Here is an 11,520-nt window from a genome sequence, read left to right as displayed (position 1 = left end):
GCACCCGCCTGTTCACCCGCGGACAGAAACTCGCCCTCGCCGAACGCGACGGCGGCTGCGCCTGGACCGGCTGCACCCACCCACCATCCTTCACCGAAGCCCACCACATCACCTGGTGGTCCCAAGGCGGCCCCACCAACCTCGACAACGGGGTACTCCTCTGCCCCTTCCACCACCACCGCATCCACGACGACCACTGGACCATCACCATCCAAAACAGTGTCCCCTGGTTCATCCCACCCAGCGACATCGACCGCCACCAAACCCCCATCCGAGGCGGACGCATCCACCTCGCCGCCTGAACCCGAGGCACCCGCCTGCCCCCGCACACGCCTGCCCTTCGACAAGCCCAGGGACCGACACGCGAACCACCCTTCGACAAGCTCAGGGACCGAAACGGGAACCACGCTGCGTCGACAAGCTCCGCGACCGACACGGGAACCACCACGCGTCGACAAGCCCGGTGAACGACGCCGTCCTCGACAACCCCGCCACCCCGGTCCCTGAGCCTGTCGAAGGGCACACGAACAACCGGCACACCCACCCTTCGACAAGCTCAGGGACCGAACCGGGGAACCACCACGCGTCGACACGCTCGGCGAACGACGTCGTTCTCGACAACCCGGACACCCCGGTCCCTGAGCCTGTCGAAGGGCACACGAGGCGCGCCCCGTCCTCCGCAGACTCACCCCGCGGCGACGACCTCTTCCACCGCCACCCGCGCACCGACGTCCGCCAGCCGCGCGCGCGCCGCGATGAACGCCTCGCGCAGCCGCGCGTCCGATCCGAGGTCGCCGAACACGACCTCCAGGTCCAGGAACGCCCCAGGGCGCTCCGCCTCCTGCGCGACGGCCGCCTGCAACTCGGCCAACCGCCGGTCGACCGGGGCAAGCTCCCGCCCGTCGTCACCGACACCCTCGATGAACCGACTCCACGCTGCGAGGACGAGCCCCGAACGCGCGATCCCGCCGCCGGTCAGCAACTGCTCACGGACCACCGGGAGCAGGAACTTCGGGATGCGCTCCGACCCGTCGACGATCTGCCGCGCCAACGTGTCCTTGATCGCCTCACTGCCGAACCGGCGCATCAGCTCCGCACAGTACGCGTCGATGTCGATGCCCGGGACCGGCGCGAGCGTCGGCCGCGCCTCCTCGTGCATGTACCCGAGGAGGAACCGCGAGAACAGCTCGTCGCGGCAGACATCGTGCACGTACGTCTCCCCCGCCAGCAACCCGAGGTAGCTCATCGCCTGGTGGGAGGCGTTCAGCAACCGGAGCTTCATCAGCTCATACGGCTCGACGTCCTCCACGAGCTGCACGCCCACCTGCTCGTATGGCGGACGACCGTCGGAGAAGTCGTCCTCGAGCACCCACTGCTCGAACGATTCCGAGAGCACCGGCCAGCGGTCGTCGATCCCGAACCGCTCGGACACGAACGCGCGCTGCTCGTCCGTCGTCGCCGGCGTGATGCGGTCGACCATCGAGTTCGGGAACCGCACCTCGGCACCGATCCAGGCGGCGAGCGCCGGGTCGATGCGCTCGGCGAAGGCGAGGATCGCCGTCCGGGCGACGTGCCCGTTGCCCTGGATGTTGTCGCAGGACATGACCGTGAACGGGACCGCACCGGCGTCGCGTCGGGCACGGAGGGCCGCCGTGATGAACCCGAGCGGGCTCTGCGGCAGCGCCCCCGCCGGCAGCCCGTCGAGGTCCGCGAGCGTCGCACCGTCGCTCGGCTCGAAAGCCCCGGTGGCATCGTTCACCCCGTAGCCGCCCTCGGTGATCGTGAGCGACACGATCCGCGTCGACGGATCGCTCACGCGGGCGAGGACCGCTTCCGGGTCGTCGGGAGCGAACAGGTACTCGACGATCGACCCGACGACGCGTGCCTCGACCTCGCCGTCCGGACTCGTCGTCACGAGCGTGTAGAGCCGGTCCTGAGCGCCGAGCGCGTCCCGCATGGCGGCGTCACCGGCCAGTGTGCCGACGCCGACGAGCCCCCAGGACGCGTGTTCGTCGCCGGGGAGCCCGAGCACGCGGTCGACGAACATCGCCCCGTGCGCACGATGGAAGGCGCCGACCCCGAAGTGGACGATGCCGGGTCGGATGGCCGAGCGGTCATAGGCGGGGACGGCCACCCGCTCGTCGAGAGCGGTGAGGGTGGCGTCGGAGAGCTGGGTCATGTGGTGCCTTCTCGTCGGTGAGCGGGTTCCGGGTGGTGCAGGTCGAGGGTGATGCAGGTCGAGCGTGGTGCAGGTCGAGCGTGCTGGGGCTGCTGGGTGGGTCAGACGCCGTGGGTGGATTCGGTCTCCACCGGCGTCGACGCGTCGAGGGTGACGATCCGGGTGGCACGTTGCTTGGTCGCGTCGACCAGGCGGGCGTTCGGCTCGTCGACGCCGAGCACCCAGGCTTCAGCCTCGTCGCGCGGGTGTCCGTGACCGAGGCGTCGGGCGATGAGTCGGTCGCGGCGGACCTCGTCGTCCACGTCGACGTACCAGGACTCGTCGAGATGCGCGGCGACACCCTGCCAGCCGTGGTCGTCGAACAGGAGGTAGTTGCCCTCCGTGATCACGAGCGGCACCTCGGGTCGGACGAGGACGGCACTGCCGATCGACGCCTCGAGCGAGCGGTCGAACCGGGGTGCGTAGATCGGTGTGCCCGGTGCATCGGCGGTGCGTCCGGCACGGGCGAGGCGGGACAGCAGTGCGACGTAACCGTCGACGTCGAAGGTGTCGGGCGCGCCCTTGCGGTCGCGCCGCCCGAGGCGGACGAGCTCGGCGTTGTCGAGGTGGAAGCCGTCCATCCCGACGATCACGGCCTGGTCGCCGAGCGCCGCGGCGATCGTGTCGCTCACGGTGGACTTGCCCGCACCGGGTGCCCCGACGATCCCGAGGATCCGGCGGGACCCGGTGGCGGCGAGCGAACGGGCGTGATCGATGAGGCCGTCGAGGTCGACGAAGCCATCGAGGCCGGTCCCGGCGGTGGTCGTCGTGCCGCTCATCGTGATGCCTGACCTCTCCTGGGAGCCGACCGGTCGCGGTCGCGCCGTCGCCCGACTCACGGTAAGTCCAGGGGATGCGTGTGTCAACATCAGATGTCACCGGTGTCATCACCGGCCACAGAAATCCATGTCACGGGTGACATGACCGTCATTCCGTGGTTATGATGCTCGCGACCCGGTGCACCGACGCACGGGCCTCATCACGTCGATCGGACCACCTCATGACTGACTTCAACGGCCGCACCATCCTCGTCACGGGAGCGAGTGGCGGTATCGGCGGCGCGACCGTCCGCCACCTCGTCGCAGCGGGCGCGCAGGTGATCGCCTCCGGTCGCAACGTCGAGCACCTCGACGCCATCGCCGCTGAGACGGGCGCCGAACCGCTGCCCTTCGACCTCACCTCGGAGGACAGCATCCGCGACGCGATCGAGGGACGCGACATCTGGGGCGTCGTCAACTCCGGCGGTTGGGGCGGCGAGATCGCCTCCCCGCAGGAGACCGACATCGACGTGTTCGACAAGGTCATCAGTATCAACGCACGCGGGTCGCTGCTCGTCACCAAGTACGCGTCCCGCGAGATGATCCGCCAGGAACGCGGCGGCGCGATCGTGAACGTCTCGAGCCAGGCGAGCCTCGTCGCCCTCTCCGGCCACATCTCCTACGGCTCGTCGAAGGCCGCGCTCGACAACATCACGCGGGTCTCCGCCCTGGAACTCGGGAAGTACGGCATCCGGGTGAACGCCGTCAACCCGACGGTCGTGATGACGCCGATGTCCGCCTGGTACTGGGGTCGGCCCGACATCGAAGGCCCCTTCCTCGAGGCGATGCCGCTCGGCAAGTGGGCCACCGAGGACGACATCGCCGGCCCGATCACCTTCCTGCTGAGCGACGCCGCCGGCATGATCTCGGGCGTATCGCTGCCGATCGACGGCGGCTACACCGCGCGCTGACCCGAACCGGCAGGACCGAACGGGAGGGACGAGCATGGCCACGATGCGCCAGATCGCCGCAGCCGCCGGCGTGAGCGCGAAGACGGTCTCGCGGGTCTTCAACGACGACCCGCACGTCCTCCCGGCGACCCGAGAACGGGTCGAGTCGATCATGCGGGAGCTCGACTACGTGCCGAACTCCCTGGCGACGGCGTTCCGCTCGGGCCGCCCGTCGGTCATCGGGGTCGCCGTTCCCGACATCGTCGACCCGTTCTTCGCCGAGATCGCGCGTGCGGTGGAGCGGACGGCGCGCGATCACGACATGTCGACGCTCGTGACGAGTCTCGGCGATGACCCGGACCGCGAGCGCGCGGTCCTCGAGCCGATGCTCCGGCGTCAGCTGGCCGGAGTGGTGCTCGCGCCGATCAGCGACGACCAGAGCTCACTGGCAGCGTGGGCGTCGCGGACGCCGTTCGTGTTCGTCGACCGCGCGCCAGGCGGGCTCGCTGCCGACGCGTTCACGCAGGACGACTTCGATGGAGCGTTCGCGGCGACGACCCACCTCGTCGAGCACGGCCACCGCCGGATCGCCTTCGTCGGCGACCAGCTGGCCCTACCGACGACCGCCGAGCGGCTGCGCGGGTACCGAGCGGCACTCACTGAAGCCGGGCTGCCCGCCGACGAGGAGCTCATCGCCCTCGGTGCGGCGACCCGCGAAGGGGCGGCGCGCGCGCTGGCGGCCATCGACTCGCGGGCGACGGCCCTGTTCTCGTCGAACGCCGTCTGCACGATGGCGTTGCTGCCCGCACTCGCCGAGCAACCGCTCCCACTCGTCGCGTTCGGCGACTTCCCCCTGGCCGAGCTCCTGCGACCGTCGGTGTCCGTGATCACGCAGGACCCGGAGGCCCTCGGCCGACTCGCGGCGGAACGGATCATCGATCGCCTCGACCGCCCCGACGCGCGGTACCGCCGGAGCACGGTCCTCCCGGTGCACCTCGTCGAGCGCGACTCCTGCCGCGCCGCGTCCGCGGTGCGCTGAGCCCTCCCCGCTGGACGATCCGGGTCCCCCCGCCCGCACACGTGCCCGCGAGCGCTTCCCACCCCTCGACGGGCTCGGGAGCGGCAGACTATCGCCCACGCAGTGCCGCGGCCTCGCTGAGCCATCGGCTGTAGAGGTCCCAGGGGTCGACGTCGCGGGCGACTGAGGCGATGTGGGCGAGCAGTCGGGGCGACCCCGTGAACCATTCGGAGCGTTCGAGGCGCTCGCGGGCGAACTGTTCGTGACGCGCACGCTCGACGTGCCGGTCGCCTCGTTCGAGGGCGAGCAGTTCGTCGTGCCAGATCGCGGCGAACCGCTGGCGTGGATTCGTCGTGGTGCCGATCTTCACGCGGTCGCCATGGCGCAGGTAGTAGACGACGTCGATCCGCGGCCGGGCGAGGTCGTCGTCGGGCACGTCCCCGTGCCGCCACTCGCACGAGGCGCACAACCAGGCGGACGGGTAGTGCCGGCCGAGCCGCGAGCCGCACATGATGCACGGCGAGGGCAGGGCGTCGACCACGCCCCATCGGCGCTCCGCCCAGTCGGCGGCGAGGGCCAGGTGATCCTCGCAGAGCGCGACGGGCGCGTCGACCGATGCCGCGGCGTCGCACCCGGGTTGTACGCATCGTCTGTGGGGCATCTCCCGAGTGTCCCCCACCCCGCCGACACCGGCCTCCGCCCACGGACGGGACGCGTGGCCCACCCTTCGACAAGCTCAGGGACCGATCGGTTGGGCTGGCAGCGACCGACCGGACGGGCGAACAAAACGACCGACTCCAACCCCGGTCCCTGAGCCTGTCGAAGGGCACCCGGCAAGACCCCACCCCTTCGACAAGCTCAGGGGCCGATCGGTTGCGCTGGCAGCGACCGACCGGACGGACGAACAAAACGACCGACTCCGACCCCGGTCCCTGAGCCTGTCGAAGGGCACCCGGCAAGACCCCACCCCTTCGACAAGCTCAGGGACCGAACGGTTGCGCCGGCAGGGACCGCTCGGTTGATCACTGCAAGGAACCGAACGGGCGAAGCGGCAGGGGCGAACGAAGGTCCTCCACAACTCCGCGTGATCCGAGAGCGTCCACCGTCGGACGTCAGCGCAAACCGACACGATCGAGGTCCTGCGAGGCTTCCCGGATGCCCTACGTCTACATCCTCAAATGCGCCGACGGATCCTTCTACACCGGCAGCACCATCGACCTGGCTCGACGACTCGCCGAGCACATGGACGGCCTCGGAGCGACCTACACCCGCGAGCGACTGCCCGTCACACTCGTCTGGTCAGCCGAGTACGACCGCGTGGACGACGCATTCTTCATCGAGAAACGTCTTCAGGGGTGGAGCCGGGCGAAGAAGCAGGCCGTGATCGATGGGCGGTTCGACGACCTCCCGCGCCTCAGCTGCTCGCGGATCACCGCGTGGCGCGATCCGGAACCTGGAACAGACCCGGGGGCCGGTCCCTGAGCTGCGCCGCATTGAGCGTGTCGATATGTCGAAGGGCGCGCGACCAGACCCCGCCCTTCGACAAGCTCGGGGACCGAACGGGTGCGCTGGCAAGGACCGGCCGAGTGAGCGGACAGGGGCCGACCGTTCGGAACGACCGACTCCGACCCCGGTCCCTGAGCCTGTCGAAGGGCACACGAGCAGACCCCACCCTTCGACAAGCTCAGGGACCGAACGGGTGGGCGGGCAAGGACCGGCCGAGTGAGCGGACAGGGACCGACCGTTCGGAAACGACCGACTCCGACCCCGGTCCCTGAGCCTGTCGAAGGGCACACGGACAGACCCCGCCCTTCGACAAGCTCGGGGACCGAACGGGTGCGCTGGCAAGGACCGCCCGAGTGAGCGGACAGGGACCGACCGGTCCGAAACGACCGACTCCGACCCCGGTCCCTGAGCCTGTCGAAGGGCACACGGACAGACCCCACCCTTCGACAAGCTCAGGGACCGAACGGTTGGGCTGGCAAGGACCGAACGGTCGGGTCGGCGGGGACCGATCAAGCTCAGAGGCCGGACGGCGCGCTCCCGGCTGGGAGACGATCGGGTGGCCTCCCAGCCGATGCGCACGTCACAGCGCGATCGCGCGACCCTCCTCGTGGGAGCGGATCGCCGCTCGGTAGATGTCGTGGGTGAGCGCTGCCTCCTCGGGGCGCGCCGCCCCGAACCGGTCACCGAGCGAGCCGTGCCGCTCGGCGAGGAACACGGCCCACATCTGGAGGATCGTGTCGGAGAACCCGGACTCGAAGTTCGGGCCGGTCACCGTCGGCCACACCGACTGGCTGCCCGCGTCGAGCTGCTGCCACACCTGCTCCCGACCGCCACCCGGGATGTCCCGCACCGCGAACACCTCGACGAGCTTCGGGTTCTTCGTGCTGAACCGGACTCCGCCGTCGAGACCGATCGCCTCGAACTCCCACGTGTTCTTCTGCCCGGGATCGATGCGCTTCGTCTCGGTCGTCAGCGGGAAGCGGACACCGTCCTGGGTCGCCCAGCTGTGCAGCACCGCGTTGTCCCAGGTGTCGCACGGCACCAGCGAACCGTCGGGGCCCGGACGCTCGGTGACGATGTTCTGCAGCACCCCGTACACGCTCTCGGGTGCCCAGCCGAGCCGCAGCGGCACGTGCCAGGTGTGCATCCCGAGGTCGTTCATCACGCCGGCCTCACCGCAGAACCGCGTCTGGCGCTTCCAGTTGATCTGCTTGCCCCGATCGATGTCGCTCGAGTGCAGGAAACTGTTGCGCGCCTCGACGATCGTGCCGAGCGCCCCGGACCGCACATAGTCGATCGCCAGCTGCGCACCCGGGAAGAACGGCATCTCACTCGAACACCGGACGAAACTCTCCGGGTGCTCGGCCATCGCCGCGAGGACGGACTGCGCGGCCGCCGCGTCGATCCCGAAGGGCTTCTCCGCCAGCAGGCCCTTCCCGGCGCGGATGACGTCCGTGTAGATCTGCTCGTGGAGGTCGTGACGCACGGCCACGTAGACGACGTCGACTGACGGGTCGGCGAGCAGCTCAAGGTAGTCCGTGGTCTTCGTGACGACCGTGTCGATCTCGTCGAACCAGTCGAGCGCCGCCGGGTTGATGTCGCAGACGGCCGTCAGTCGCGGTCGCACCGGGTGGTCGATGAGCGCCGGCCAGCGCTGGATGGCGGCTGCGATCTCGCGCCCCATGAGTCCGCCGCCGATGATCGCGACGTTGACGCGCTCCGCCGTCGCCCGGTCGGCCGTCACCTGGTCGGCGCTCATGCGCGAGCCGCCTCGAGGATCGCGAGGCCGGCATCGGCGTCGGCACCGTCGTGCAGCACCGCCATGAGTGCCGCGGTGATGGCTGCCGGGTGCTCGTGCTGGATGATGTTCCGGCCGTAGACGATGCCGCTGACCCCGGCGTCGAGGACGGCGACCGTCCGCTCCAGCAGGGTCCGGTCGTCGACGCGACCGCCGCCACGGACGAGGACGGGGACGTCTCCGGCGACCTGCACGACGCGCGCGTACTCGGTGATGTCGCTACTCGGATCGGCTTTGATGAGGTCGGCGCCGAGTTCGACCGCCTGGCGCACGAGGGTGACGATCTTCTCGATGTCGCCGTCGACCTGGTACCCGCCGGCCGTCGTGTTGTCCTGCATGACGAGGGGTTCGATCATGAGCGGCATCCCGTACCGGGTCGCCTCGCGGCGCAGGGCCATGATCGAGCGGATGTTCGCCTCACGGACCTCGGGGTGCTCCGGGATCTGCATGAGGTTGACGCACACGGCGACGGCGTCCAGCCGGACGGCCTCCTCGATCGCGTGCGGCACGTGGTGGCTGTAGAGGATCGAGTCGAGGGGGTTGCCGTAGACGTTCGCGACGTCCGTCCGAAGGACGAGCGCCGGCTTGTCCTTGCCGAGGACCTGCTGCAGGAGACGGGCCTGACCGAGGGTCAGCTGGACGGCGTCCGGGCCCGCGGCGACGAGCGTGCGGACGACCTCGCCCATGTCCTCGATGCCGGTGATGAACGAACGCTCGCCGAAGAACCCGTGGTCGACGGCGACGTCGAGCGCGCGACCGGATCGGGCGTTGAAGAGACGATTGAGGCGGTACAGCGACATTGCGGCGGCTCCTGATCGTGACGGGGAGGGTTTCCGAATCGTCCCTCGGTGTGTCACAGTAGTGGCCTGAGACAACGTTGTCTAGCTTGCGTCGGGTCAGCCCCGGGGCGAAGAACGGAGGGTCCATGGGCGAGATCGTCGTCGCCGGTCACATCTGCGTCGACCTGTCGCCGGGGCTGAGCGCGAGCGCACGCATCGATCCGGGCGCCCTCATCGACACCGGCCCGCTCCGCATCTCGCTCGGTGGCTGCGTCGCGAACACCGGCCTCGCCCTCGCCGATCTCGGGAGTACGGTCCGCCTGCACGCGACCGTCGGCGACGACGAGCTCGGCGCGATCGTCGCCTCACGCATCGCGGCGCACGACCGGCTCCACCCGGCGCTCGAGGTCACCGACCAGGCCACGACCTCCTACAGCGTCGTCGTCGAGCCCGCCGGCCTCGACCGGACCTTCTGGCACCACACGGGCGCGAATGAGGTGTTCACCGGCGAGCACCTGGCCGTCGGCGACGCGGACCTGGTCCACCTCGGCTATCCCCCGCTGCTCCCGGGAATCGTCGCCGACGACGCGGCGCCCCTCGCGAAGCTGCTCGAACGGATCCACCGACACGGCGCCACCACCTCGATGGACCTCGCCGTCGTCGACCCCACGAGCGCCGTCGGCCATCTGGACTGGGAGGCGATCCTCCGGCGCACCCTGCCGCTGACCGACGTCGTGAGTCCGAGCGTCGACGACCTGCGTTCGGCGCTCGGCACGCGCCGTCTCCCGGCCGGGACCAGCGCATCGCCCCTGGCCCAAGCGGCGGCGTTCGCGGACCTCCTGCTCGCCTGGGGTGCCGGCGTCGTGGCGATCTCGGCCGGCGAGGACGGTCTGCTCCTGCGGGCGGCCGGCGTCGACCGCCTGCGACTGAGCGGACGGATGCTCGCACCGCTCGCCGAGGCCTGGGCCGACGTCGACCTCGTCGCGCCGCCCGTCGCCGCACCCGCGTTCGTGTCGACCAACGGCGCCGGGGACGCGTCGACCGCCGGCCTGCTGTTCGCGATGTCACGCGGTGCAGCACCGGCGGAAGCGGCCGAGCTCGCGGGCGCGAGTGCCGCTGCGACGATCGCGGGACGCCGGCCGGCGGCGGCTGAGATCACCCGACTGCGCCCCGGACTCAGCGGCCTCTTCGCTGCCGCGGGCGCGGGCGAGCCGGTCGTGTGACCCCCCCCCCCCCATACGCCAGGATGGTGAGCATGCGCAGCTCCCGACCCCCGACCATGAACGACGTCGCCGCGGCGGCCGGGGTCGGGCTGAAGACGGTGTCACGGTATGTGAACGGCGCGACGAACATCAACCAGGAGCTGTCGGAACGGATCGGCGCCGCGATCGAGGCCCTCGGCTACCGACACAATCTGGCGGCCGCGAGCATCCGGCCCGGACGGTCGAGCAAGGTCATCGGACTCATCATCAGCGACCTGGCGAACCCCTACTACTCGGTGCTGGCACGCTCGGTGGAGCGCGTGTGCACGGAACACGGCTACCTGCTGATGTCGGCGAGCTCCGAGGAGGACGCCGACCGGCACCGACTCCTCGTCGACCGGCTCGTCGCGCAGCGCGTGGACGGCCTCGTCGTCGTGCCGCCACGCCAGGCGACGACGGCCTGGGCCACGAGCACGATCGTGCACGTCCCGATGGTGCTCGTCGACCGACCGACCGGGCCACTCGAGTCGGTCGAGGCGCACACGGTGCTCGCCGACAACGCGGGCGGAGCGACCCGGGCGACCGCGGCCATGCTCGCCGCGGGCGCACGACGGGTCGCCTTCCTCGGCGACTCACTCGAGTTGTACACGATGCGCGAGCGACTGGCCGGCTACCACCGGGCGCTCGCCGAGGCCGACCTCGGCGGCGCGGCGGGGACGGGTCCGATCGAGCCGATCGTCTCCGACGGCGCCCACTCCGTCGAGGACGCTGCGGCGGTCGTGGCGGGGTTCCTGGCGTCGGGCGAGGTGGACGCCGTGTTCGCCGCGAACAACCGGGCCGCGATCGGGGCGGTGCAGGCGTTCGCGACGGCCGGGCGCCGGCTTCCGCTCGTGGGGTTCGACGACTTCGAGGCGGCACCGCTCGTGTCGCCTGCGGTGTCCGTCGTGGCGCAGGACGTGGCGCTCATGGGCCGCGTGGCGGCGGAGACCCTCCTGGCACTGATCGCCGGCGAGGCGGGCCCGCCCGTGACCCACACGCTGGACGTGCGTCTGGAGCTTCGCGGCTCCGAGCGCTGACACCCTTCGACAAGCTCAGGGACCGGGAGGGGTACACCCGGACCGCCCTTCGACAAGCTCAGGGACCGGAAGAGGTGCTCCGGGACCGGAAGGGGTACACCCGGACCGCCCTTCGACAAGCTCAGGGACCGGAAGAGGTGCTCGGGGACCGGAAGAAGTGCACCCGGACCGCCCTTCGACAGGCTCAGGGACCGGGAGAGGTGCTCCGGGACCGG

The 11,520-nt window shown here is 70.4% G+C and carries 11 protein-coding genes; 6 read left to right on the top strand and 5 right to left on the bottom strand.

Annotated elements, in window-relative coordinates:
• Window positions 1-302, top strand: a 302-nt coding sequence (locus HOW07_RS14735) for an HNH endonuclease signature motif containing protein (RefSeq protein WP_175117631.1), incomplete at its 5' end; no start/stop codon positions are given.
• A gap of 383 nt (window positions 303-685) precedes the next feature.
• Here the strand turns inward: HOW07_RS14735 and HOW07_RS14730 are convergent.
• Both HOW07_RS14730 and HOW07_RS14725 read right to left on the bottom strand, forming a co-directional pair.
• Window positions 686-2,179, bottom strand: coding sequence for a mannitol dehydrogenase family protein (locus HOW07_RS14730; protein WP_175117630.1), 1,494 nt, complete (start codon window positions 2,177-2,179; stop codon window positions 686-688).
• Between the two features lie 101 nt (window positions 2,180-2,280).
• The gene (locus tag HOW07_RS14725) at window positions 2,281-2,997 is read right to left on the bottom strand and encodes a nucleoside/nucleotide kinase family protein (RefSeq protein ID WP_175117629.1); all 717 of its coding nucleotides are present in this window, start codon (window positions 2,995-2,997) and stop codon (window positions 2,281-2,283) included.
• Between the two features lie 221 nt (window positions 2,998-3,218).
• Between HOW07_RS14725 and HOW07_RS14720 the strand changes: the two genes are divergently transcribed.
• Window positions 3,219-3,947 carry an SDR family oxidoreductase gene (locus HOW07_RS14720; RefSeq protein ID WP_064296395.1) on the top strand — a complete coding sequence of 243 codons (729 nt, stop codon included), beginning with the start codon at window positions 3,219-3,221 and terminating at the stop codon, window positions 3,945-3,947.
• 34 nt (window positions 3,948-3,981) lie between these two features.
• A complete protein-coding gene (locus HOW07_RS14715; RefSeq protein ID WP_175117628.1) occupies window positions 3,982-4,965 on the top strand; it encodes a LacI family DNA-binding transcriptional regulator in 984 nt (327 codons plus the stop codon).
• Between the two features lie 88 nt (window positions 4,966-5,053).
• Here HOW07_RS14715 and HOW07_RS14710 read toward each other — a convergent pair whose 3' ends face one another.
• Entirely contained in the window at window positions 5,054-5,605 is a 552-nt protein-coding gene (locus HOW07_RS14710) for a GIY-YIG nuclease family protein (protein WP_175117627.1), read from the bottom strand.
• A gap of 494 nt (window positions 5,606-6,099) precedes the next feature.
• Here HOW07_RS14710 and HOW07_RS14705 point away from each other — a divergent pair, with 494 nt between their 5' ends.
• A complete protein-coding gene (locus tag HOW07_RS14705) occupies window positions 6,100-6,426 on the top strand; it encodes a GIY-YIG nuclease family protein (protein WP_175117626.1) in 327 nt (108 codons plus the stop codon).
• A 604-nt stretch (window positions 6,427-7,030) separates the two neighbouring features.
• On the opposite strand, the gene HOW07_RS14700 is transcribed toward HOW07_RS14705, so the two are convergent.
• Window positions 7,031-8,209: a Gfo/Idh/MocA family protein gene (locus HOW07_RS14700; protein ID WP_175117625.1), complete on the bottom strand. Its 1,179-nt coding sequence runs from the start codon at window positions 8,207-8,209 to the stop codon at window positions 7,031-7,033.
• A complete protein-coding gene (locus HOW07_RS14695) occupies window positions 8,206-9,048 on the bottom strand; it encodes a class I fructose-bisphosphate aldolase (RefSeq protein ID WP_175117624.1) in 843 nt (280 codons plus the stop codon). Before HOW07_RS14695 ends, HOW07_RS14700 begins: the two co-directional genes overlap by 4 nt.
• Window positions 9,049-9,173: 125 nt before the next feature.
• On the opposite strand from HOW07_RS14695, the gene HOW07_RS14690 reads away from it, so the two are divergent.
• Window positions 9,174-10,250, top strand: a complete 1,077-nt coding sequence (locus tag HOW07_RS14690) for a carbohydrate kinase family protein (RefSeq protein ID WP_175117623.1) — start codon at window positions 9,174-9,176, stop codon at window positions 10,248-10,250.
• Between the two features lie 32 nt (window positions 10,251-10,282).
• Window positions 10,283-11,305 (top strand): LacI family DNA-binding transcriptional regulator, encoded by a 1,023-nt coding sequence (locus tag HOW07_RS14685; RefSeq protein WP_121294038.1) that lies wholly within the window; start codon window positions 10,283-10,285, stop codon window positions 11,303-11,305.
• Window positions 11,306-11,520: the final 215 nt, after the last annotated feature.

It is taken from the genome of Plantibacter sp. MCCC 1A11337 (assembly GCF_013349365.1).
GTDB lineage: Bacteria > Actinomycetota > Actinomycetes > Actinomycetales > Microbacteriaceae > Plantibacter > Plantibacter flavus_A.
Note: the sequence above shows the minus strand (reverse complement) of the source record. Positions and strands in the feature narration are given on the sequence as shown.